Here is a 22,799-nt window from a genome sequence, read left to right as displayed (position 1 = left end):
AATAACAGCACCGTGCCTAAGATTCTGATCGTCGGTGGTGGCTACGCGGGCTTCTACACAGCGTGGAAGCTCGAAAAGCACCTCCGCAAGGGCGAGGCCGACGTAACAGTCGTCGATCCACTGCCCTATATGACCTACCAGCCGTTCCTGCCCGAGGTGGCCGCCGGTTCGATCGAACCGCGGCACACGGTGGTTGCGCACCGCCGTCACCTCAAGCGCACCAACATTATTACGGCAAAAGTCACCGGCATTAACCACGCCGACAAGGTCGCAACGATCACTCCCTCGGTGGGCGAACCGTACGAGTTCGCGTACGACCACATTGTCGTCACGGCCGGAGCTGTTTCGCGCACATTCCCGATTCCCGGTATCGCCGACAACGCCATCGGCCTGAAGACGGTCGAAGAGGCCGTTGCTGTGCGCGACCGTTTGCTGTCGAACTTCGACCGTGCCGCGAGCCTGCCGGCAGGCCCTGAGCGCGATCGTTTGCTGTCGGTTGTCGTCGTCGGTGGTGGCTTTGCTGGTATTGAGGTGTTTGCCGAGCTGCGTTCACTCGCCTCGTCGCTGCTATCGAAGTATCCCGAACTCACGTTCGACGACACCCACTTCCACCTCATTGAAGCTATGGGCCGCATCATGCCCGAGGTTTCGCTGAAGACCAGCGAATGGGTACTCAAAGACCTCGCGAAGCGTGGTGCTCATGTGCACCTCGACACGCAGGTCACCGGTGCTGTCGATGGAAACGTTGAGCTGTCGACCGGTGAGGTTATTCCCACCGACCTCATCGTGTGGACCGCCGGTGTTATGGCCAACCCCACTGTTGTACGCGGCGGCGATCTGCCGGTTGAAGAGCGTGGCCGCATTCGCACCCGCGCCGATCTGCGCGTGGGCACAGAAGAAGAATTCGTTGAGGGTGCCTGGGCCGCCGGAGACGTATCGGCCGTGCCCGACCTCTCGGGCGGCGGTGTAGGCGGCATGTGCGTGCCCAACGCACAGCACGCCGTGCGCCAGGCGAAGCGTCTTGCCAAGAACCTTGTCGCGGTGCTTCGCGGCGAAGACCCGAAAGACTACATCCACAAAAACGCCGGTGCTGTTGCCGGTCTCGGCCTGAACAACGGTGTGTTCCAGTCGGGCAACCTCGCCCTCAAGGGCTTTGTCGCCTGGCTCGCCCACCGCGGTTACCACGGCCTTGCAATGCCCACATGGGAACGCAAGTGGCGGGTGCTGTGGGGCTGGTGGAACAACCTGTGGCTGGGTCGTGACATTGTGCACCTCGAAACCGTTCAGCAGCCCCGCGCCGTATTCGAAGAGTTTGCCTCGCGTCCGCGCCCGGCAGCCGAGGCGGCACCTGCTCCGGCCCCGGCCGAAAAGAACGAGGCCGCAGCAAAAGCTGAGTCCACGGCAGACGCTAAGAAGCCCGAAAAGGCGGCAGCCAAGTAGTACTCCAGTGCGCTAACGCTTACGGCCCCGCTCTTCGATCACAGTCGAGGGCGGGGCCTTCGCGTTGCCGATTGCTGTAAATACGAAGCATCCGGATGCTGTAAAACAGGCGGGCACGTGCGCATCGGCGAGTGCTCGTACGCAGTGGTACCCCCGACGGGAGTCGAACCCGCACTGAAGCGATTTTAAGTCGCCTGCCTCTGCCATTGGGCTACGGGGGCGTAACGACAACAGCTTAGCGGGGTTGGGAAGTAAACACCTCGGCGACGGGGCCGATAGCGGGTGAAAAAGGTGGGTCTGTCATAGGCTGGGGGAGTGCTTGATCTCACCGCTGAACAGCACAGCATTCCTGCTGCCGACACTGATCCTGCGCTGTCGGGCGCTGAGCCCTGGCAGCATAGCGAACACTGGTGGCCGCGACTGACTGCGGCTACCGCTGGCCGTGCCGCGCCGCTCGGCATCATCGATGTGGCTGCTCTGCGGCATAATGCCCTCGATATGCTCGTGCGTTCTGGTGGGCTGCCGATCAGGGTGGCATCTAAATCGGTGCGGGTGCGTGGAGTTCTCGACGCTGTTTTGCAGCTGCCCGGATACCGTGGAATATTGGCTTTTACTCTTGCTGAAGCCCTATGGTTGGCGCGCGATCATGACGACATTGTCGTGGCATACCCGACTGTGGATCGGGACAGTATTGCCCGTCTTGTGCGTGACGAAGAGGCGTGTCGCCGCATAACCCTCATGGTTGATGACCACGCTCATCTTGACATTATTGATGCAGTGGTAGCGCCTTCCCAGCGCAGTCGCGTGCGCGTGGCGATCGATGTTGATGCTTCGCTGCGCACACGCAGCCTGGGTCACATTGGGGTTCGCCGTTCGCCCTGGTTCAGCCCCGAACAGACTGCTGCTTTTGCCCGCTCGGTTGTTGAACGCCCCGGTTTTCGGCTGGTGGGCGTGCAAATGTATGAGGCGCAGATTGCCGGCCAGCCCGATAACGTGGGTGCCGATGTGGGGGTGATCCGTGCGGTGCAGGCTCTGTCTCGTGCCGAGCTGAGCGAGCGCCGCGCACGGATTGTCGCGGCAATTACGGCGTTCACACCGCTGGAGTTTGTGACAGGCGGAGGAACTGGATCACTGGAATACACGGGTGCCGACCCTGTGATGACCGAGGTGACCGCGGGTAGTGGGCTACTGGCCGGGCACCTTTTCGATGGCTATCGCTCATTTTCACTCGCGCCCGCGGCAGCGTTTGCGTTTGATGTTGTGCGTAAACCCGCAGCCGATATCGCGACAGTGCTCGGCGGCGGGTGGATTGCATCCGGCCCGTCCGTGGCGTCGCGACAGCCGCTACCCGTATGGCCAGAAGGGCTCCGGATGCTGCCGCGTGAGGCATCCGGAGAAGTACAGACGCCCCTGCGTGGCCCCGCCGCCACCAACCTCTCGATTGGTGACCGCGTATGGTTCCGGCACGCGAAAAGCGGCGAACCCGCCGAACATATTGACCAGTACTGTCTCGTACAGGGCAACGAGGTAGTGGGCGAACTGCCCACGTACCGGGGTGAGGGAAGGACATTCTTGTGACGCGATGGGGAGGCCGCTGGACGAACTGGGGCCGCAGCGCAGCGGTACAACCGGCGCGAGTTGAGCGCCCTCGCAGCCCCGAGGCTGTGCAACGCGCTGTTCATGCGGCACGGACCCAGCAGCTACCCGTGAAAGCGGTGGGCGCGGGGCACAGTTTTACCGGAATTGCTGTCGCGCCCGGAGTGCTGCTCGATCTCAGCGACCTGCAGGGAATCGTTGCCGTTGACCACGAGCTGGGGCGGGTAACGTTTTTGGCTGGAACACGCCTGCACCGTATTCCAGCGCTGTTGGCGCCCTATGGCCTTGCGATGGAAAACCTTGGCGATATTGACCGGCAGTCGCTCTCGGGCGCGATATCTACCGGTACGCACGGCACGGGGGCCCAGTTTGCCGGTCTTGCGGCACAGGTGGTGGGCATCACTATGATCACGGCCGAGGGCGAGTTTCGTCGTATTGATGACACACACGAGCCCGACCTTTTACCGGCGGTTGTGATTGGGCTCGGTGCACTGGGTGTCATGGTCGAGGTGACGATTCAGTGTGTTCCGGCCTTTGTTGTGCACGCTATTGACGAGCCTGCGCCGCTCAATGACGTGCTCGGATCGTTTGACCGCTACGCCGACGGCAACGATCACTTTGAGTTTTATTGGTTTCCGCACACCGACCGCGCGCTCACCAAGCGGCAAACGCGACTCGCAGAGTCCGCTGTGCGTGACCCCCTGCCGGCCGTGGGTAGGTGGGTCGATGAGTCGCTGTTGTCGAACGGTGTTTATCGCGTCGTATGCTCAACCTCGACCCTGGTTCCCGCGGTGCGAGGCCCGTTTAACCGGCTTGCTGTGCAGCTCACAGGCGACCGCGAATACACCGATCTCTCGCACCGCGTCTTTACCCAGAGCAGAACAGTGCGGTTTCGCGAAATGGAATATGCGCTGCCGAGGGAACAGTTCCTTTCGGCCTTCACAGCAGTGCAAAAACTGATCGTTGACAGGGGCTGGCAGATCGAGTTCCCCATCGAAGTGCGTGTGGCTGCCGCCGATGACCGGTGGCTGTCGACAGCCTATGGCCGCGATACGGTCTACATCGCCGTGCACCGGTATTGGCGCATTGACCCGACCGAATATTTTGGTGCGATCGAACGCATCATGCTCGCCCATGGGGGCCGCCCACACTGGGGCAAACTGCACACGCTGGGGGCGCAGCAACTGCGCGAAGTACACCCGAAGTTTGATGATTTTCTTGAGCTGCGGGAACAGTGCGATCCCGACCGTATTTTTGCCAACACACACCTGAAACGAGTGCTGGGCGCTTAGTGCGGTGGCGCTGGAGTTTCCACAGCCTGCGACCAATATCCAGATGATGCGCAGGATGCATGATTAGTATGAAGAAAACTGTCGAAGGAGGGGCCCATGTCGGCGTTCGCTGCATTCCTGATTGTCATCGGGGTATTTCTCGCCCTGCTGGTCATACTCGGAATTTATCTTTGGTCGACGTATAACGGGCTCGTTCAATTGAACGTTCGTGTTGACGAAGCATGGAGTGACATCACTGTTCAGCTCAAACGAAGAGCCGATCTCATCCCGAACCTTATCGAAACCGTGCGTGGTTACGCTGCTCACGAAAAAGCGGTGTTTGAAAACGTCACCCGTGCGCGCGCAGAAACTCTGGCGGCGCAGGGCCCAGCCGATGCAGCAGTGGCAGAAGGCCACATGCAGCAGGCGCTCAAGAGCATCTTCGCGGTTGCGGAGGGCTACCCACAGTTGCAGGCAAGCCATAACTTTTTGCAGTTGCAGCAGGCTCTTGTCGATACAGAAGACAAGGTTCAGGCTTCGCGTCGCTTTTACAACGGCGGCGTTCGTGAGCTGAACACGAAGATCAAAGTCTTTCCCAACAACCTTTTCGCCCGCAACCTTGGCTTCACATCGCGCGAGTTCTTCGAGGTGGCCGACGCAGCTGCCGTCGCCGAACCGCCGCGGGTGCAGTTCTAGTCAGCGCACACGCACTATAAGCTCGTCGCCTTCGAACGAGTACGTGCCCGTCAGCATCCACTGCGGGGAGCGATACGAAAATTCTTCGTCGCTTCCCGCAGTTGTTTTTCCCGACACCGTAACAATGACCACACCGTCGGCCGCAGAGAAATCGGCGGTGTCTGCCCCCGGTTTCATCTCGGCCAGTTCCACCCGCGGCATCCGCTCAATATCCACACTGACCGATTCGAGCGTGGCCAAGTCGGCGGCCCACGGCACAGTCAGACCGCAACGTTCAGCAAGGGCAGTTGTTACCGCCGCACAGTCGCGCGCATAGTCCTCGATCGCTTCTTGCACGAATGCGCGACCGCTCTCATGCAACTGAGCCGTCACAGCAGCCTCACCACCAGCATCCGGAAGCACTGTGGCCGTCGCCGAACCACCCAAGAAGCTGCTGGGAGCCGCAACAACGGTATAGACAGCAGGCAGCACCGGATGCTGCTCATCCAGCGTCATCAGCGCATCGCCCACCGCGACGTGCGTGCCCTGCGTAGAAGTAGCCGTGAGCGTGCCCCACAGCCCCTCTGTTATCGACCAGGCACCGTCAGCATGTGTCAGTTGAACCGTCGTGGTGTGCGTTGCGCCGTCGAGCTGAAAAGTGACGTCGGCCGTCGCCGAATTATCGTGTTTGACCAGCTGTGTGATCGTGGGCTCAGAGAGGTAGGCCTCGGCTGCGGCAAACGCCTGGGCCGCAGCATCCGGCACGCGGATGCCTGCTGCCGAGATAGCATCGCTGTCGCCCGTAGCCAGCCCGTGGAAAACCTCGTCAACCGTGGTGCGGGCAGTAGCCTGCGGCGAACGGAAAAGCCACAGCAGCGTAATAGCGACCACACCCATAACAATGAGTGACACTGCGAGCACCAACAGAACTTTGCGAGGGCGGCGGACAGCAGTCATTTTCTCAGCATAGGCACACCGCACGGGATGGGCCGTCTTTCAGCAGATGTGGGGCGCGTCAACCTAGACTAAACAAATGGCAGAGAAAAAGACGCGCTTGCAACAGCTCATGCGTGATCGAACGGTGAGCATCGAACCCACCACAACTGTGCCAGCGGGCTTGCGAATAGCCGCGGCCTATGCGTGGAGATTTCTTGTGCTGGCGGGCGCTATCGCGCTGCTGGTGTGGCTGGTGATTCAGCTGAAACTTCTCGTTGTTCCTATTCTGGTGGCGATTCTTGTCACAGCACTTCTGTGGCCATTCTTTGGCTGGATGCTAAAGAAGCACGTGCCACGATGGTTGGCTATTGTCGTCGCGCTCGTAGGCACAGTCGCGATCGTGACCGGCCTGTTTTGGCTGGTCGGATGGCAGGTAGCCCAGCAGTGGCCTGACGTGCGAGCCAGAACTGGCGAAGCGCTCACCGAATTCCAACATTTTTTGACAACGGGCCCCCTTCAGCTTTCTGAAGAGCAGATCGCCGACCTGCTAAAACAGACAACGACCTTCGTGCAAGAGCAGAAAAACTTCTTGCTCTCCGGTGCTCTCGTTATCGGCACTACCGTCGGCCATGTGGTGACCGGTGCGGTGCTGGCCCTGTTTATTCTGCTGTGCTTCCTGGCCGATGGCGAAGGCATCTGGCGGTGGACGCTGCGACTCTTCCCCCGCCAAGCACGTCAGGCAGTCAACGCTGCCGCACGCAACGGTTGGGAAACCGTAGTCAACTACGCTCGCACACAGCTTCTTGTCGCCAGCATTGACGCCATCGGAATCGGTCTGGGGGCGTTCTTCCTCGGCGTACCACTCGCCATCCCCATCGCAGTGCTGGTGTTCCTGGGCTCGTTCATCCCCATCGTCGGTGCCGTGCTCACCGGTGCACTGGCGGTCTTCCTCGCCCTCGTCTACAACGGACTATGGTTTGCTGTGGCGATGCTGGCGGTAGTGTTGACAGTGCAGCAGGTGGAAGGTCACGTACTGCAGCCGCTGCTCATGGGAGCAGCAGTGAAAGTACACCCCCTGGCCGTGGTGCTCGTCGTTGCCGGCGGTGCCATGATCGCCGGTATTCCCGGCGCTCTGTTTGCTGTTCCCCTGGCAGCGTTCGTGAACGTTGCCGTCGTCACCGTGAGCTCAGGTGCGTGGCGCACCGGGGCTGATCCAGAAGGAGACCTCATTTGGAGTACCGTGCCCCACAACCCACGCAAACCCAAGACGGCACGGTCGGCATGACAGAGGGGCTGCCGACTCTGGAAGAATTCCAGGCGGCAGCAGACGGTCTCGTCGGTGTTATTTCGCACACACCGGCGCTGCCGTCACGCACACTGACAGAAGCACTCGGATCGCCCGTACTACTGAAGATGGAGAACCTGCAGCGCACAGGCTCTTTTAAAATCCGCGGAGCGACCCATCGACTGCAGCAATTGACCCCGGCAGAGCGCGGTCGCGGTGTTGTTGCGGCTTCGGCAGGCAACCATGCCCAGGGCGTTGCGCTCGCCGCGCAGTCACTGGGTATCCCCGCAACGATCTTCATGCCCAACGGTGTGCCCGTGCCCAAACTGTTGGCCACGCGCGGCTACGGTGCCGAAGTGGTGCTCGAGGGCGATACTGTCGCTACCTCACTGCGGCTGGCAGCAGAATACGCTGAGCGCACGGGAGCCGTTCTTATCCACCCCTTTGACCACCGCGATGTCGTGGTAGGGCAGGGAACACTGGGGCTCGAGCTTATCGACGATGTTCCCGACGTCGACACAATAATTGCAGCAATTGGCGGTGGAGGGCTCATCGCTGGACTCGCAGCCGCTGCCAAACAGGCCGCAGCCGCGCGCGGCCGTGACGTGCGCATTATTGGTGTGCAGGCCGAGAACGCCGCGGCCATGCCGCCGTCGCTGGCCGCGGGACATCCGGTTGAAATCACAACCCAGCCGACGATTGCCGACGGAATTCTTGTCGCGCGACCCGGCAACGTGCCGTTTGCGATCATTGACGACCTGGTCGACGAAGTCGTAACCGTCACCGACGACGACATTGCGCGGGCCATTCTCGTGCTGATGGAAAACGCGAAAGTGGTTGCCGAGCCCGCCGGGGCTGTGCCTGCCGCAGCAATACTGGCAGGCAACGTAGCTGCGCTCGGCACGACGGTCGCTGTTATTTCGGGCGGCAACATTGACCCGTTGCTTTTGCAGCGCGTTGTTGCCCACGGCCTCGCCGCTTCGGGCCGGCACCTGACGATCCGTATTCCGCTGCCCGATCGCCCCGGACAACTCGCTCGGGTTTCGGAACTGATCGCCCAGGCCGGTGCCAATGTGATTGAGGCCATGCATACACGCCACGGTCACGGGCTGCAGATTAGCGAAGTGATCCTTGAACTCAGTGTAGAAACACGAGGGGCGGAGCACTCAGAGCTCACGCTCGGGGTACTCCGCCATGCGGGCTTCTCGCCCATCGTGGTGCAAGACTAAACTGCACGGGCGCGAGAGCGCTGGGCGCTCAGCCAGAGGTTCAGCCAGAGAAGGTGTCGATCTTAACGATCTCCACGGCAATTTTGCGACCGTTGGGTGCTTCATACGATGTCTTTTCACCGGCTTTAAGCCCCAGAATGGCAGTGCCTAGAGGGCTCGCCTCGCTGTAAACATCCAGGTCGGTATCGCCGGCGATCTCGCGACTGCCAAGCAAGAATACTTCTTCGCCGCCAGCGACAACGGCCGTCACGACCGTACCCGGTTCAACAACGCCGCGGCTCTCGGGCGCTTCGCCAACCTTTGCTGTCTTAAGCAGGTGCTCCAGAGTGCGAATGCGTGCCTCTTGCTTGCCCTGTTCATCTTTGGCGGCGTGATAGCCGCCGTTTTCTTTCAGGTCGCCCTCTTCGCGGGCGGCCTCGATACGCTTGGCGATCTCTTCACGCCCGACGGTTGAAAGATGCTCAAGCTCAGCGGCAAGCCTGTCGTAAGCCTCTTGCGTGAGGAAGGGAACCTGTTCGTTGTCCGACACGTTGAATCCTCCGTCGGGATGGGCCGCGATCATCGTCGCGGTATATGGCAAAACGCCCCGGCACCGTGCCGGGGCGTCGATTTACACCTTGAGTTTATTCGACCCAGCAGGTGTTCACCAAACCGGTCGTCGCCAAAGACACCGTCGGAATGGTTTCTGAGAAGGCGCGAGCATGTGTCGAGGTCGCCGGATACTCAACGATGCGCCAGCCGACAATGCCGAACTCTTCGTCGAGTGCTTCGAGCGCGCACAGCAGTGCGCGATCGCGCGGTGCTGTGACCTGAAATTTGACGGTAACGCTGTGCTGATCAACAACCTCATAGCCGAGATCCGTGGCCGCAACAGAACTACCCGTCGAGCGAATAATGATCCAGGCCAGGGCAGCGATGAGGGCGATGGCTGCACTCACAATGATGACCAGTTTGGTGCGGCGTCCGCCCGTGCGGCCATAGCGCTCATCTAGTTGCTCTGGCGTGGTCATAGAACACAGGTTCCGATCGTTAGGCTGGAGGTATCGACCCTTCCAGACTAGGCGCTCTCTGAGCAGAAGGCAGACTCATGATCGACACGCTGGTGCGGTTGGCTGACGACACACCAACCCCCATTCCCACCCCCACTATCGATCCCGAGCTGGTTTCACCGGGCCCGGTGGGTTTCATTGTCATGGTTGTGCTTGTCGTCATGGTGACACTCATCATCTTTGACATGCTCCGCCGCGTGCGTCGTGTGCGGTATCGCGACGAAGTGCGTGAGCAGCTTGATGCAGAAGAGCGCGAAATGCAGCAGCGGCAGCAGGCGGCTGAGCCTGGAGAAGACACCGAGGGCGAGGGGCATCCGGATGCTTCTGAACCGCCCTCGGATGACGAGCCTCGCGCCTAGCTCGGCAGGCTACTGCACCGCTGAGAAACATGCTCTCGATGTAACGGTTTGATAAACATCGTGTAACAGCGCGACTTAGAGCTTGCGTTTACATAGTTCGGCAGGTGTACTAACAAATGCACCCGACGTCAGAGATGCATGAGCGTGCCCTGACGCTGAGTTAAAGCCCAACCCCCGATGCCGACGATGAACGTCGGCATGTCCCCACCGAGAGACAGGAATCACTCAATGAAGAAGAAGCTCGGAGCCATCGCGCTCCTCAGCGTCGCTGCAGTAGCGATCGCGGGCTGCTCGACCGGTGACAACGGAAATGCTGGCGGCGACGCCAGCGGTTTCGACCCCGACGGCGCCCAGGGCCAGAACATCACGTTCTGGGTCATGGGTGGCGACACGCCTGAAGAAGCGCGCCAGTTCCTTGTCGACGAATACAAAGACGCCACTGGCGGCACACTCACGATCGAGCAGCAAGACTGGTCAGACGCCCTGACCAAGCTCACCAACCAGCTGCCCGACTCGAAAAACACCCCGGATGTCACGGAGATCGGTAACACCTGGTCACCGACCTTTACGGGTGCCGGTGCTTTCACCAACCTCAGCGCGATTTACGATGAGCTCGGCGGAGAGAACCTGCTGCAGTCCTTCGTTGACGTCGGCAGTGTTGATGGCCAGCAGTACGCACTGCCGTACTATTTCGGCTCGCGTTACATCACGTACCGCAAGGACATTTGGCAGGCCGCGGGTCTTGACGAACCGACGACTCTTGCCGAGTTCAATGAGTCGGTCAAGCAGCTCAAGACCGCTGACCAGGCCGGTTTCTACATTGGTGGCGAAGACTGGCGCAACGGTGTTTCGTGGATCTTTGCTAACGGCGGAGAACTTGCTGAAAAAGATGGCGACAAGTGGGTTTCCACGCTTTCTGCTGAGAAGAGCATCGAGGGGCTGACACAGTTCCAAGACATCTTCACGAACGCATCCAACGCGCCGGCGACAGAAGACGACTCGACGCCGTGGATCAACATCAACAATGACAAAAACGGTGCCGCACCCACCGCTGCAACCATCATTGCTCCCGGATGGGCGCACTGGTCGATTGGTGACTACGACGGCGTCAACGACGAAGGCGTAGAGCAGCGCACCTGGAATGATGACGTCTTCGGCGTCTTCCCGCTGCCCGGTGTTGAAGCCGGCACCGTCGCCCCGGTCTTCGCTGGTGGCTCGAACATTGCCATTTCGAAGGCCAGCGAGAACCAGGAAGGTGCGAAAGAACTGCTGCGCATCATCTTCTCGCAGGAATACCAAGAGCTTCTGGGCACCAACGGACTGGGCCCGGCTAACACCGAGTACGTGGACTCGCTGGGCGACGACCAGTTTGCTGTCGCGCTGCGTGACTCTGCGCTCGGTTCGAAGCTGACCCCCGCAGCTCCCGGCTGGGCCGCTGTTGAGGGCCAGAAGATCCTCGAAGAGTTCTTCGGCAAGGTCGCCGCTGGCGGAGACGTGTCGAGTCTTGCGGAGGAGTACGACGCAAAGATCGACGCAATCATCAACGGTTGATCACAAAACGTGGGGGTCGGGTCGCTGGGACCCGACCCCCACTCTCTTTACGCATAACGAACAGGGTCTGGGCATACATGACATCCACCACTGCGCCCACTTCTCGGCGAGATCATCGCCGGGCAGTAACACGCAAAGAACAACCGTGGCGAGTAAAACTCGTACCTTATTTGCTGATTGCGGGATCGGTTTTCGTTCTGCTTCTAGGAATGGGTTACCCCGTTTACTGGCAGATCGTCACATCGTTCCAGAAATACGGCATGCAGCAGCAGTTTGGAGCTGCACCCGACTTCGTGTGGTTAGAAAACTACATAACTATCGCCACTGACCCAACATTCTGGGCAGTTGCCGCGCGGTCGGTACTGTTCTGTGTCATCACCGCGTTCATCACGATCATTGTTGGCGTGCTTTTGGCGCTGCTCATGACCAAGGTGCACAACACGATCCGCTTGATCTTTCAGATCGCACTGCTGGTTGCGTGGGCTATGCCCGTTATTGCAGCGATGACCGTGTGGATCTGGCTGTTTGACCGCCGTCGCGGTGTTGTCAACTACCTCATCAACAGCATCCCCGGCGTCGATATCGGCAACTTTAACTGGATCGGCTCCAGCCCCGCGCTCTTCTTCGGCGTCGCCAGCATCATCATCATCTGGATGTCGGTGCCCTTCGTCGCCTTCTCGGCATACGCCGGTCTCACACAGGTCAGCGGCGAAGTGCTCGAGGCAAGCTCGCTCGACGGAGCCAATGGTTTCCAACGCTTCCGCTACATTATGTTCCCCGTGCTGAAGCCTGTGATCGCGATTGTGCTGCTGTTGAACCTCATCTGGGACCTCCGCGTTTTCGCCCAAATCACTCTGCTGCAAGACGCCGGGTCAAAATCAACTGCCTACGACCTGCTGGGCACGTACATCTACAAGATCGGTGTTGGTGGCGGCCAGTTCGGTTCTGCCGCAGCAATGTCTATTTTCGTGCTCGCGTTGACCATCGCCATCAGCTGGTTCTATGTGCGCAACCTGGTGAAAGAGGAGGCCTAAGTCATGGCTACTGCTACAGCGCAGCGCCCCACAAAGCGACGCACCGAGGTTCGCAGCCACGACGGCAGCATTGTGCCTGTGCGGCGCGCCAGGATCAACGTCAGCAAGGGGCTCTTGAGCACCCTCTGCCTCTTCCTGGCCATTGCGTGGGCCTTCCCCGTGTACTGGATGATGAACTCGTCGCTGCTGTCGTCGGCAACGCTCGAGTCGCGCACACCCACGTTCTTTCCCATCGGCGGAAGCCTCCGAGCCTACGAGCGCGTACTCAACCCAGCGTTTTACTCGGCACTGGGCCTGAGCGTTACGGTCACGCTGCTGTCGGTCGCGGTCTGTTTGACCTTCGCCTTTCTTGCCTCGATTGCCATTTCGCGGTTTAAGTTCCGAGGCCGGGTGAGCTTTATCGTCACCATTCTGCTGATTCAAATGCTTCCCGCCGAGGGCCTGTTCATCGCGCAATACAAGATGATGGCCAGCCTCGGTCTGCTCAGCAATGCTCTCGGCCTCAGCATCCTGTACGTTGCCGCCGTCGTGCCGTTCACGATCTGGATGCTCCGCGGATTCGTCGCAGGTGTTCCCGCTGAACTTGAAGAAGCGGCCATGATCGACGGACTCAGCCGCACGCAGGCCTTTGTACGCATCACATTCCCGCTGCTCGCACCCGGGCTCGTGGCATCCGGGGTCTTCGCCTTTTTGCAGTGCTGGAACGAGTTCACGGTTGCACTTGTCATTATGGAGAACAACAAGACTCTGCCGCTGTGGCTGCGCACTTTTGTGCAGCAGAGCAACACGCAGGCCATCGACTGGAGTCAGGTTATGGCGGCGTCGACCATCGTCGCGATCCCCGTGATCGTCTTCTTTGTGATCGTTCAGGGCCGTATGACGAGCGGTCTCGTCTCGGGGGCCGTCAAGGGCTAACCGCACAGCAAATGGGGCGATCACAACAGCATGCGATCGCCCCGTTTGTTGTCTGTAGACCAGACAGCGCTCGTGCAGCCGTTAGGCACCTAGCGACGGGCTCAAGGGCTGCAGAGTGATGAGCAAACAGGCCGTCCAGTGACAAAGAAAAGCCAGCACCGTGCACACGTGGAAAATCTCATGAAAACCAAAGTGACCTGGCCACGGATTGGGGCGCTTGAACGCATAAACAACCGCGCCCAGTGTGTAGAGGATGCCGCCCACGCACACCAACACCATCATGGCTACGTTGGCATGCAAAAGATCGACGATATACATGACGGCGGCCCAGCCCAAAGCGATATACAGCGCAACATACAACCAGCGCGGAGCATTGATCCAGAGCACGCGAAAGAGAATGCCCAGCGCAGCACCCGACCACACAAGAACCAGCAGCAGGGCGCCCTTGCGCGGTGGCAGAGCCAGAGTGGCCAGCGGAGTATAGGTGCCGGCAATCAGCAGCAAAATATTCGCGTGATCAATACGCTTGAGAATCACTTTGGTGCGAGTGCCCCAGTGAAAACGGTGATAGAGCGCGGAGTTGCCAAACAGCAGCATCGATGTAGCCATAAACACGGCCGCCGCGGCCTTAGCGGCGCCGCCCTGAGCCACAACGATCAGTATGATCCCGGTTGCGATTGCTGCCGGAAAGGTTGCAGCATGAATCCAACCACGCCACGAGGGCTTGATTTCTTCCGCCACGGTAGCGGCTTCGAGAAGCGGCAATTGGGGAACATCGCTCGACGTTTCGGGTACGTCACGGGGTGCTTGGCTCACCTCCGTCATTGTATTCCCGCCCGCATGCCCACAGCGGCACATACACAGGATAAATCGGCTCAACGCGGTAGCGTGGACTCGTGAACGCTCGCACGGATGCCGCTCTGGGGCCGCTGTATCGCCTGTACGGTCGTCGTCTTCGCCGACAACTTAACGCCGAGGCACTTCCGCACCACGTCGCCATGATGATTGACGGCAACAGACGTTGGGCGCGAGCCCTGGGGTACGAAACAGCCGCGGAAGGGCACCGCGCCGGTGCCGCGAAAATGCGAGAATTTCTCGGCTGGTGCGATGAACTGAGTATTCCGGTCGTTTCGCTCTACCTGCTTTCCAGCGACAACCTGCTCAAACGCGATAAGCGCGAGATTCATGACCTGATTGAAATCATCGCCGAACTGGCTGACGCCCTGTCGCACGCCCAATCATGGCGGGTCAAACACGTGGGTCGCCGCGATGTGCTTCCCAGCGATCTGGCTAGCGTTCTTGCCGAAGCAGAAGAACGCACGCGGGGAAACACCGGACTGCACGTCAACCTAGCGGTCGGCTACGGGGGGCGCAACGAGATCGTCGACGCCGTGCGCAGCATTATTGCCCGGCACGAGGCATCCGGTGGCACACTCGACCAGCTTGCCGCATCCTTGACACCCGAGATGATCGGTGAGCATCTCTATACGGTCGGGCAACCCGACCCCGACCTCGTCATTCGTACGAGCGGTGAACAGCGTCTGAGCGACTTTCTGCTGTGGCAGAGCGCTCACAGTGAGTTTTATTTTGTTGAGGCATTAGGGCCCGACCTGCGTCAGGTCGACTTTTTACGCGCTATCCGGGACTACACCACGCGGGACCGTCGCTTCGGCCGGTAACTATTTACCGCATGTTCGTGAGGGAGTCACGAACTATACGCGTGTCGACCGCAGGAGCGGCGAGGGTGTGGGCGTACGGTCGCAGTATCGGACACCTCGTCTGATCGAGTCGGCCACATCCACGACTCGTGACCACGGTCGGCTTGACACATAACCGGGTTTCCCGGGGTGGGAGCAGGCCGTGAGTACACGTACAGCACAGCGCACGACGACTTCCGAAACCGCAGCGCAGCGGCAAACGACACGAACGTACGTGCTCGACACGTCGGTATTGTTGTCCGACCCGCAGGCGCTGTTTCGCTTCGCCGAGCATGCAGTCGTCATTCCCGTTGTCGTGATTACCGAGCTTGAAGCAAAACGTCACGATCCCGAGCTTGGCTATTTTGCGCGGCAGGCCCTGCGCCATCTCGACGACCTGCGCATGCGCATCGGACGACTCGACACCGCGATTATGTGGGGGAGTGGTACTGGCTCGATTCGGGTAGAACTCGACAACGTTGACGTCAGTGTTCTTCCGTCTGGTCTTCGGGCCGGCACCAACGACGCACGGATTCTGGCGGTCGCAGCGCATCTGCAGCGTGATAGTGAATCAGTGACGGTCGTATCGCAAGATCTACCGCTCCGCGTGAAGGCGTCGGCTGCCGGGCTCGATGCCGAAGAGTACCGGGCCGAGCAGGCTCCGGATGCTGGATGGACGGGCGTGAGTACACTCGACGTCTCGGGCGACGAGATCGTCGACCTGTATGAGTCAGAAGTGGGATCATCGGATGCTGCTCGTGGCCTGCCGATCAACACCGGACTCATCATTCACTCCGAGCGTGGTTCGGCGCTTGCCCGTGTGACCGGCGACGGCGAATATGCGCTTGTGCGCGGTGACCGGGAAGTGTTTGGAGTGCACGGCCGGTCGGCAGAACAACGGTTAGCAATTGACCTGCTGCTCGACCCCGCCGTGGGTATCGTTTCGCTGGGCGGCCGTGCCGGTACGGGAAAATCGGCTCTCGCGCTGTGCGCGGGCCTGGAGGCGGTGTTGGAAAGGCGGCAGCACCGACGCATTATTGTGTTCCGCCCGCTCTATGCGGTGGGCGGGCAAGAACTGGGATATTTGCCCGGTGATCAGGGCGACAAAATGTCTCCGTGGGGACAGGCCGTTTTTGACACGCTCGGCTCTGTTGTTTCTGAGAACGTCATCAACGAGGTTGTGGAACGTGGTCTGATCGAGGTGCTGCCGCTCACGCATATCCGCGGGCGTTCCCTGCACGATTCGTTCGTGATCGTTGATGAGGCGCAGTCGTTGGAACGCAATGTTTTGTTGACTGTGCTCAGTCGTATCGGCCAGAATTCGCGCGTCGTGCTCACCCACGATGTTGCCCAGCGCGACAACCTGCGCGTGGGCCGACATGACGGCATTGCCAGCGTGATTGAGAGTTTGCGCGGCAACGCGCTCTTTGGTCATGTGACGTTGACCCGATCGGAGCGGTCGGCGATTGCTGCGTTGGTGACTGAACTGTTAGAGCCGGGCGTATAGGCGGCATCCGGCTGGGTTGTCGCACGACAGGTTGGACGACAGAGGGCGCCGTTCGCACAGCGAGTGTGAACGACGCCCTCTGGTGTGTGAGGAACTATTAGCCTGCGTGAGTCATTGACAGCAGGTCGAGCTTCTCGTCGAGAACTTCGAGGGTAATTTCGCCGCGTTCCACGTAGCCGAGTGCAATAACGGCGTCGCGAACGGTGATGCCCTCTGCGACGGCGTGTTTGGCGATTGCTGCTGCTGCCTCGTAACCGATCACCTTGTTGAGTGGCGTCACGATCGACGGCGACATACCGGCAAAGGCTGCGGCGCGTTCGAGGTTGGCTTCGAGCCCATCGATGGTCTTGTCAGCGAGTACACGTGAAGCGTTCGACAGCAGACGGATCGATTCGAGCAGTGCCGTGCCCATGACGGGGATGGCAACGTTCAGTTCGAAAGAACCGGATGCCCCGGCCCAGGCCACTGTTGCGTCGTTACCGATGACGCGCGCACACACCATGAGTACGGCTTCGGGAACAACAGGGTTCACCTTGCCGGGCATGATGGACGAGCCGGGCTGGAGATCGGGGATGTGAATTTCACCGAGGCCCGTGTTGGGGCCAGAGCCCATCCAGCGCAGGTCGTTGTTGATTTTGGTGAGTGACACCGCAATCGTGCGCAGCGCACCGGATGCTTCGACGAGCCCGTCACGGTTAGCCTGTGCTTCGAAGTGGTCTTTCGCTTCGGTCACGGGAAGGCCCGTTTCTGCGGCCAGAATGGCGATGACCTTTTGCGGGAAGCCCAGGGGAGTGTTGATCCCGGTGCCGACCGCGGTGCCGCCGAGAGGAACTTCGGCAACGCGCGGCAGGGCCGCTTCAACACGCTCAATTCCGAGTCGAATCTGGCGGGCGTAGCCGCCGAACTCTTGACCGAGCGTGACGGGCGTGGCATCCATGAGGTGTGTGCGACCGGCCTTGACGGCGTCTTTCCAGAGCTCAGCTTTCGCTTCGAGCGACTGGGCAAGGTGGTCGAGGGAGGGCACGAGCGTGTCGATGAGTGCCTGTGTTACGGCAATGTGTACCGATGTGGGGAACACATCGTTTGATGACTGCGAGGCGTTGACGTGGTCGTTGGGGTGCACAGTCGAACCGAGAATGCGCGAAGCGAGGGTCGACAGAACCTCGTTCATGTTCATGTTCGACGACGTACCCGAACCTGTCTGGTAGGTGTCGACAGGGAACTGGTCGTCGTGTGCGCCGCTAGCTACTTCGTCGGCGGCCTGGGCAATAGCGTCGGCGATGGCGCCGTCAAGAGTGCCCAGCTCTTTGTTAGCCAGCGCTGCTGCTTTTTTGATGCGCGCGAGGGCGGCGATTTGGGTGGGTTCTAGCCCGCTTCCCGAGATGGGGAAGTTTTCTACAGCGCGCTGGGTCTGCGCACTGTAGAGGGCGTTGGCGGGCACGCGCACCTCACCCATGGTGTCGTGTTCGATGCGGTACTCGATATCGGTCACAGCTGCTCCTTCACAGATGCCGGATGGGTATCGTTCGCCAGGCCCACATCTTCTGAGAGCCCGACGGAAACGATGGGGATGACCTCTCCTTGGGAGAGGCGGTAGTTGGCGCCGACAATGCCGAGGCGACCCTCGGCGACGGCGTCACTGATAATTTCAGACGACGACAGTAGCTCTGCCACGGTGTTTCTCAGATGTTCGCGGCCGACCTGTTCTGCATCGATTTCTGCGGCCGACTTGCCGCCATTGGAGGCAAGCACCTTCCGTGCTGCGGGAACGATGGGGGCGATGAGCTTCCAAATTTGAGGGGGGAGCGGGGCCGCGTCGATGGCGGTGCCGTCGATGGCGGCACGTACGGCACCGCAAGTGTCGTGGGCGAGCACAATAATGAGCGGTACGTTTAAGATCTCGACCGCATATTCGATACTGCCCACGGCCGAGGCTGAAACCATGTGCCCCGCATTTCGGATGACGAACAGGTCGCCGAGCCCCTTGTCGAAGATAATCTCGGCGGCTAGCCGTGAATCGGAGCATCCGAAGAGGGTGGCGACGGGCCGCTGGCCTTCAGCGAGGCTATGGCGGGTATCGACATCCTGGTGCGGGTGCTGCGGACTGCCCTCGACAAAACGTCGGTTGCCTTCGCGCATTTGGCGCCAGGCTTCGTCGGGGGTCGGCAGCGGTTCAGTGTTCATTCGCTCTCCAGTATTTGATTGATGGCGGGGGCCAGCGTCGTGACGAAATCGGCTGTTTTGTCGGCCGATAATGCGCCATAGACGAGCAGATAGTCATCGCCGATTTGTGTGCCGAGGGCATAAGAAATATTGCCGACAGCTTCGGGGTTGGCGGGGCGATATTCGTCCCACTCGATTCCGGCGATCGAGGTTGTGCCGACGGCCTGGGTGCCGCGCAGAGGGGTGGCTGCCCACAGACGATCTGCTTCGACAGCCTGGGTAACACGCAAGAATCCGCGGTCTTCTTTGCCCATGGGCGCCAGCGTCATGTTCCACGTTTTCACCGGACCACCGGCAACATGCGCCTGCGTTATGCGCCAAGCATCCGGCGCCTCGGGCACAACGAGCGGGCGGTCAAGTGACACTTGCGCGTCGTGCGCGACGGTTTCGATGTCGATGGGTTGAGGCTCGAGAGGCTCGCCGCGCGGAACCGCGAAGATAATGATGGCAACGACGGCGAGAGTTACGCCCAGCGCCGTGATCAGGTTGCGCATAGTTTGGCTGGAGCGGTATATGCGCGATGACTCGGCTTTGCGCGCGGCGGTTTCTTCGGGTGTCTCTGGGCGGCCCAATTCGGCGACAACGCGCTGTCGTGAGTCGGTCATGATGATTCTCCGGATGCTGCTTGTTCGCGTGCCGCATCGAGGCGCTGCTGGGCTCCGCGCAACCACTCTTCGCAACGGGCCGCGAGAGCTTCTCCTCGTTCCCACAGCTCGAGCGAATGTTCGAGAGTGGGGGCACCCTGCTCAAGTTCTGAGACGACACGAACAAGTTCATCGCGTGCCTGTTCAAAGGAGAGCTCAGACACGGGCGTTGCCGTTGCAGTTACGGTTTCGTCCGTTGCGTTGTGTTCACTCGCCACGGTCACTCCTTTATCTTATCGGCGTGCGGGCTGGTGCCCGACGCCGCGGGGGTAGGGCTGGGATTGGAGGCATCTCCGGCCGCGATTGCGTGCAGCTGGCCTTCTTCGAGTGTGATCAGCAGGTGTTCATCGCGGGTCACACGGCTACTTGTTCGCACGACAGAACCTGTTGAGTCGTGCACAATCGCATAGCCGCGGGCAAGCGTCGAGGCCGGTGATAGTGCGCGCAGCTGTGCCCGCAGTTGGGCGGTGTGGCGGTGGGCCTGGTCGATCATGCGGTTGATGAGATCACTGCTGCGCGCCGTCAACAAGAACAGCTCTTGTGCGCGCTGAGTCACGATGGGTTCCGGGTTGCGCAGCACGGGGCGCGACCGTAACTGTTCAAGCTGTGTGACGTCGTGGCTGAGCCGCTGCGTGAGTCTTTGCAGGGCGCGCGCACGCAACTGCGAAATGAGGGTGTGCTGTTCACCGACGTCGGGCACTACCCGCTTCGCGGCGTCGGTCGGGGTTGAGGCGCGCAGGTCGGCGACGTCGTCGAGAATCGGGTGATCGTTTTCGTGTCCGATCGCACTCACCACGGGGGTGTGGGCAGCCGCGACCGCTCGGACGATCTGCTCGTCGCTGTAGCCAAGCAGAGTCTGCGGGTCGCCGCCCCCGCGCGCGATGATGATGACATCGACCTCGGGGTCGGCCTCAAGCTGCGCGAGCGCGGCGAGAGTTTCTGGCACACAGCGCTCACCCTGCACAGCGGTGTGAATAGTGCGAAAGCGCACGTGTGGCCAGCGCAGCTGAGCATTACGGAGCACGTCTTTTTCGGCATCCGAATTCTCGCCCGTAATGAGCCCAATGAGTCCGGGCAAGAATGGCAGAGGCTTTTTGCGTTCCGGGGCAAATAGCCCCTCTTTGCGTAACTGGGCGCGCAACCGTTCCAGGCGCTCTAACTGATCGCCGAGGCCCACGTGCTTCATCGCCGAGACCGTAAAACTCAGGTCTCCTCCCTTGACGAAATAGTCGGCTTTGACAGCCGCAACCACGTGGTCACCAATACCGATATCGCCAGGAATGCGTGACCGCACGCTCGCCCATACGCGGATAGAAATTTGTGCTTCGGATGCTGCGTCTTTGAGTCGCGCAAAAACGTGCCCTGCACGAACATTCCACGAGGTCACCTCGCCCTCGACCCACACCGTGCCCCACCGAGAGACGGCGTCGCGAATCGTCGAGTTCAGGCGCGCAACCGAGGTGGGTGCTTCTGCGGTGGAGTCGCGCGGAGCCACGGCGTCGGCAGGGGGTGGTGTGTCTCCTGCGGCGGCGTGAAAGAGCGTCATAGAGTCCTCAAAAAGAATTACGCAGTGGCACGTGTGTGGGGATGTCTCGGTGCATCCGGAAGGAATATCACCAGGATAGCCCGCGCCTCTGACAGAGCAGTCGGGGCTGTTGACTACCGGATGCTGCGATACCCAGCCTCACCCCAGTTCTCGCGGCTACACTCGAAGGCGTGACCTCTGTATCCGTGCCTCTTCCTCTTCCCCGGATTCCCCGTCGATTGGATGCCCCCGCACGCGGACTTATTGAAAATCGTCCGGTCGCGGGAGCCAAGCGGGTACTCCTTGCTGCTCCCCGTGGCTACTGCGCTGGCGTCGACCGCGCCGTAGTTGCCGTCGAAAAAGCGCTTGAACGCTACGGTGCCCCTGTTTATGTGCGCAAACAGATTGTGCACAACATTCATGTCGTGACCGAGCTCGAAGAAAAGGGCGCGGTTTTTGTTGAAGAGGTCGACGAGGTGCCCGAGGGCGCCAACGTGGTCTTCAGTGCACACGGCGTTTCTCCTGCCGTTGTACAGGCCGCCGATGATCGCGGGCTCCACGCCATTGATGCCACGTGCCCGCTCGTGACGAAGGTTCACCGCGAGGCTGTGCGCTTTGCTCGTGACGATTACGAAATTTTGCTCATCGGCCACGAAGGTCATGAAGAAGTGGAAGGCACCGCTGGTGAAGCGCCCGACCACGTGACGATTGTGAATTCGCCCGACGAGGCCGACACGGTTGAGGTGCGCGACCCGTCGAAGGTCGTATGGCTGTCACAGACAACGCTCTCGGTCGACGAAACGATGGAGACAGTCAACCGTCTTCGCAAGCGTTTCCCGCAGCTGCAGAGCCCGCCGTCCGACGACATCTGCTACGCCACCCAGAACCGTCAGGTAGCGATTAAGAAGGTGGCGGCCGAAGCCGAACTTGTGATTGTTGTTGGCTCTGCCAACTCATCAAACAGTGTTCGTCTGGTTGAGGTTGCTCTCGAAAACGGCGCAAAAGCTGCTTACCGTATCGACTATGCCGACGAACTACAGCAAGAATGGTTCGACGGCGTCGCAACCGTCGGCGTGACCAGCGGGGCATCCGTGCCCGAGGTTCTGGTGCGCCAGGTGCTCGATGTGCTCGACGATGCCGGCTACAGCGACGTTGAAGAGATCCGCACCGCCGAAGAAGACCTTATTTTCTCCCTCCCCAAAGAGCTTCGCGGTGACGGGGCTCGGGGCGGCCGCAGCAGCCAATGAGCGACGCCACACCGGCGCGCCCGCAGTTTGGCGAATACGCCAGCGTCGAAGAACAGCAGCGACGGCGGGGCAGTGGTGTGCAGCATCCGGATGCCACTATCCAGCCGGCGCAACCCGCGCTGCCTGAGCCCACACCCTACGAGCGTGCACCGTACGAGCGCCGTGGGGTTACCCCCGCTGGTCCCAATAAGGCGGCCGCCTCCACAGGTGGTGCCTCGCCTGCTGCGGTCTCGCCGGTGGATCGTCTGGTCACCCTCGGATTATTGGCGTACGGCCTGGTGAACGTCATCATGACGGTGCTGGCGTATCGCGACTTTTCGGCCGTGATGAATGACGCCTGGCGAATGCTGGGTGTTGAGGGGTCGTTTACGAACTATGGGCAGGGGCGACTCTGGTCAACAGTGGCAAGCGCCGTGCTCATTGTGGGTTGGACGCTGACGGCGTATCTTTCTGTGCGCCGGTTGCGTATTCCCAAGCACGCCTGGTGGGTGCCACTTGTGGGCGCGGTTGTCACAACGATTCTTGCTTCGCTGGCGTTGGCCGTTGCCATTATGGGTGACCCGTCGTTTCAGGCTCACCTGGCAGGCCTCTCGGCGGCCGCAGCAGGTTGATACGT

Annotated in this window: 23 protein-coding genes and 1 tRNA gene; 14 read left to right on the top strand and 10 right to left on the bottom strand. The window is 60.5% G+C overall.

Features of this window, described 5'->3' with window-relative positions; all coding sequences use genetic code 11:
- The first annotated feature begins 12 nt into the window (after positions 1-12).
- On the top strand, positions 13-1,440 hold the full coding sequence (locus ACQUSW_RS09080) for an NAD(P)/FAD-dependent oxidoreductase (RefSeq protein ID WP_428932263.1): 1,428 nt from the start codon (positions 13-15) through the stop codon (positions 1,438-1,440).
- 145 nt (positions 1,441-1,585) lie between these two features.
- On the opposite strand, the gene ACQUSW_RS09075 is transcribed toward ACQUSW_RS09080, so the two are convergent.
- A tRNA-Leu gene (locus ACQUSW_RS09075) sits at positions 1,586-1,661 on the bottom strand.
- A 94-nt stretch (positions 1,662-1,755) separates the two neighbouring features.
- Here ACQUSW_RS09075 and ACQUSW_RS09070 point away from each other — a divergent pair.
- The 3 genes from ACQUSW_RS09070 to ACQUSW_RS09060 all read left to right on the top strand — a co-directional run bounded on the left by ACQUSW_RS09070 (position 1,756) and on the right by ACQUSW_RS09060 (position 5,003).
- Positions 1,756-3,018, top strand: coding sequence for an alanine racemase (locus ACQUSW_RS09070; RefSeq protein WP_428931975.1), 1,263 nt, complete (start codon positions 1,756-1,758; stop codon positions 3,016-3,018).
- Positions 3,015-4,328, top strand: a complete 1,314-nt coding sequence (locus ACQUSW_RS09065; RefSeq protein ID WP_428931974.1) for a D-arabinono-1,4-lactone oxidase — start codon at positions 3,015-3,017, stop codon at positions 4,326-4,328. The genes ACQUSW_RS09070 and ACQUSW_RS09065 overlap by 4 nt, the downstream gene beginning before the upstream one ends.
- Positions 4,329-4,424: 96 nt before the next feature.
- Positions 4,425-5,003 carry a LemA family protein gene (locus ACQUSW_RS09060; RefSeq protein ID WP_428931973.1) on the top strand — a complete coding sequence of 193 codons (579 nt, stop codon included), beginning with the start codon at positions 4,425-4,427 and terminating at the stop codon, positions 5,001-5,003.
- On the opposite strand, the gene ACQUSW_RS09055 is transcribed toward ACQUSW_RS09060, so the two are convergent.
- Positions 5,004-5,939, bottom strand: coding sequence for a hypothetical protein (locus ACQUSW_RS09055; protein ID WP_428931972.1), 936 nt, complete (start codon positions 5,937-5,939; stop codon positions 5,004-5,006).
- Positions 5,940-6,015: 76 nt separating this feature from the next.
- Here ACQUSW_RS09055 and ACQUSW_RS09050 point away from each other — a divergent pair, with 76 nt between their 5' ends.
- Positions 6,016-7,203 (top strand): AI-2E family transporter, encoded by a 1,188-nt coding sequence (locus ACQUSW_RS09050; RefSeq protein WP_428931971.1) that lies wholly within the window; start codon positions 6,016-6,018, stop codon positions 7,201-7,203.
- A complete protein-coding gene (gene ilvA / locus ACQUSW_RS09045; protein ID WP_428932262.1) occupies positions 7,200-8,432 on the top strand; it encodes a threonine ammonia-lyase in 1,233 nt (410 codons plus the stop codon). Before ACQUSW_RS09050 ends, ilvA begins: the two co-directional genes overlap by 4 nt.
- 40 nt (positions 8,433-8,472) lie before the next feature.
- Here ilvA and greA read toward each other — a convergent pair whose 3' ends face one another.
- Together greA and ACQUSW_RS09035 are read right to left on the bottom strand one after the other, a co-directional pair.
- Positions 8,473-8,994 carry a transcription elongation factor GreA gene (gene greA, locus ACQUSW_RS09040; RefSeq protein ID WP_428931970.1) on the bottom strand — a complete coding sequence of 174 codons (522 nt, stop codon included), beginning with the start codon at positions 8,992-8,994 and terminating at the stop codon, positions 8,473-8,475.
- Between the two features lie 61 nt (positions 8,995-9,055).
- The gene (locus ACQUSW_RS09035) at positions 9,056-9,442 is read right to left on the bottom strand and encodes a DUF4307 domain-containing protein (RefSeq protein WP_428931969.1); all 387 of its coding nucleotides are present in this window, start codon (positions 9,440-9,442) and stop codon (positions 9,056-9,058) included.
- A gap of 77 nt (positions 9,443-9,519) precedes the next feature.
- On the opposite strand from ACQUSW_RS09035, the gene ACQUSW_RS09030 reads away from it, so the two are divergent.
- The 4 genes from ACQUSW_RS09030 (at position 9,520) to ACQUSW_RS09015 (ending at position 13,340) form a co-directional block, all read left to right on the top strand.
- Positions 9,520-9,840, top strand: coding sequence for a hypothetical protein (locus tag ACQUSW_RS09030; protein ID WP_428931968.1), 321 nt, complete (start codon positions 9,520-9,522; stop codon positions 9,838-9,840).
- Between the two features lie 228 nt (positions 9,841-10,068).
- Positions 10,069-11,391: an extracellular solute-binding protein gene (locus ACQUSW_RS09025; protein ID WP_428931967.1), complete on the top strand. Its 1,323-nt coding sequence runs from the start codon at positions 10,069-10,071 to the stop codon at positions 11,389-11,391.
- 209 nt (positions 11,392-11,600) lie between these two features.
- Complete coding sequence (locus ACQUSW_RS09020; RefSeq protein ID WP_428931966.1) at positions 11,601-12,425, top strand: carbohydrate ABC transporter permease; 825 nt, start codon at positions 11,601-11,603, stop codon at positions 12,423-12,425.
- Between the two features lie 3 nt (positions 12,426-12,428).
- The gene (locus ACQUSW_RS09015; RefSeq protein WP_428931965.1) at positions 12,429-13,340 is read left to right on the top strand and encodes a carbohydrate ABC transporter permease; all 912 of its coding nucleotides are present in this window, start codon (positions 12,429-12,431) and stop codon (positions 13,338-13,340) included.
- Positions 13,341-13,421: 81 nt separating this feature from the next.
- Here the strand turns inward: ACQUSW_RS09015 and trhA are convergent, their stop codons facing one another.
- The gene (gene trhA, locus ACQUSW_RS09010) at positions 13,422-14,165 is read right to left on the bottom strand and encodes a PAQR family membrane homeostasis protein TrhA (protein ID WP_428931964.1); all 744 of its coding nucleotides are present in this window, start codon (positions 14,163-14,165) and stop codon (positions 13,422-13,424) included.
- Between the two features lie 71 nt (positions 14,166-14,236).
- Here trhA and ACQUSW_RS09005 point away from each other — a divergent pair, with 71 nt between their 5' ends.
- A complete protein-coding gene (locus ACQUSW_RS09005; protein WP_428931963.1) occupies positions 14,237-15,019 on the top strand; it encodes an isoprenyl transferase in 783 nt (260 codons plus the stop codon).
- 181 nt (positions 15,020-15,200) lie between these two features.
- Positions 15,201-16,544 (top strand): RNA 5'-3' helicase PhoH2, encoded by a 1,344-nt coding sequence (gene phoH2 / locus ACQUSW_RS09000; RefSeq protein WP_428931962.1) that lies wholly within the window; start codon positions 15,201-15,203, stop codon positions 16,542-16,544.
- 97 nt (positions 16,545-16,641) lie between these two features.
- On the opposite strand, the gene ACQUSW_RS08995 is transcribed toward phoH2, so the two are convergent.
- From ACQUSW_RS08995 to xseA, 5 genes are read right to left on the bottom strand one after another with little or no spacing between them, the layout of a single operon-like run.
- Positions 16,642-18,036 carry a class II fumarate hydratase gene (locus ACQUSW_RS08995; protein WP_428931961.1) on the bottom strand — a complete coding sequence of 465 codons (1,395 nt, stop codon included), beginning with the start codon at positions 18,034-18,036 and terminating at the stop codon, positions 16,642-16,644.
- On the bottom strand, positions 18,033-18,728 hold the full coding sequence (locus ACQUSW_RS08990; protein ID WP_428931960.1) for a carbonic anhydrase: 696 nt from the start codon (positions 18,726-18,728) through the stop codon (positions 18,033-18,035). The genes ACQUSW_RS08995 and ACQUSW_RS08990 overlap by 4 nt, the downstream gene beginning before the upstream one ends.
- The gene (locus ACQUSW_RS08985; RefSeq protein WP_428931959.1) at positions 18,725-19,372 is read right to left on the bottom strand and encodes a DUF4245 family protein; all 648 of its coding nucleotides are present in this window, start codon (positions 19,370-19,372) and stop codon (positions 18,725-18,727) included. Before ACQUSW_RS08985 ends, ACQUSW_RS08990 begins: the two co-directional genes overlap by 4 nt.
- On the bottom strand, positions 19,369-19,629 hold the full coding sequence (locus tag ACQUSW_RS08980; protein ID WP_428931958.1) for an exodeoxyribonuclease VII small subunit: 261 nt from the start codon (positions 19,627-19,629) through the stop codon (positions 19,369-19,371). The genes ACQUSW_RS08985 and ACQUSW_RS08980 overlap by 4 nt, the downstream gene beginning before the upstream one ends.
- A gap of 2 nt (positions 19,630-19,631) precedes the next feature.
- Positions 19,632-20,957 carry an exodeoxyribonuclease VII large subunit gene (gene xseA / locus ACQUSW_RS08975; protein ID WP_428931957.1) on the bottom strand — a complete coding sequence of 442 codons (1,326 nt, stop codon included), beginning with the start codon at positions 20,955-20,957 and terminating at the stop codon, positions 19,632-19,634.
- Positions 20,958-21,175: 218 nt separating this feature from the next.
- Here xseA and ACQUSW_RS08970 point away from each other — a divergent pair, with 218 nt between their 5' ends.
- Both ACQUSW_RS08970 and ACQUSW_RS08965 read left to right on the top strand, forming a co-directional pair.
- A complete protein-coding gene (locus tag ACQUSW_RS08970; RefSeq protein WP_428932261.1) occupies positions 21,176-22,183 on the top strand; it encodes a 4-hydroxy-3-methylbut-2-enyl diphosphate reductase in 1,008 nt (335 codons plus the stop codon).
- Positions 22,180-22,794: a DUF6264 family protein gene (locus ACQUSW_RS08965; RefSeq protein ID WP_428931956.1), complete on the top strand. Its 615-nt coding sequence runs from the start codon at positions 22,180-22,182 to the stop codon at positions 22,792-22,794. Before ACQUSW_RS08970 ends, ACQUSW_RS08965 begins: the two co-directional genes overlap by 4 nt.
- The last annotated feature ends 5 nt before the right edge of the window (positions 22,795-22,799 follow it).

The sequence above is a fragment of the Microbacterium luticellae genome (genome assembly GCF_050408645.1).
Taxonomy (GTDB): Bacteria; Actinomycetota; Actinomycetes; order Actinomycetales; family Microbacteriaceae; genus Microbacterium.
This window is presented reverse-complemented; position numbering and strand designations above follow the sequence as displayed.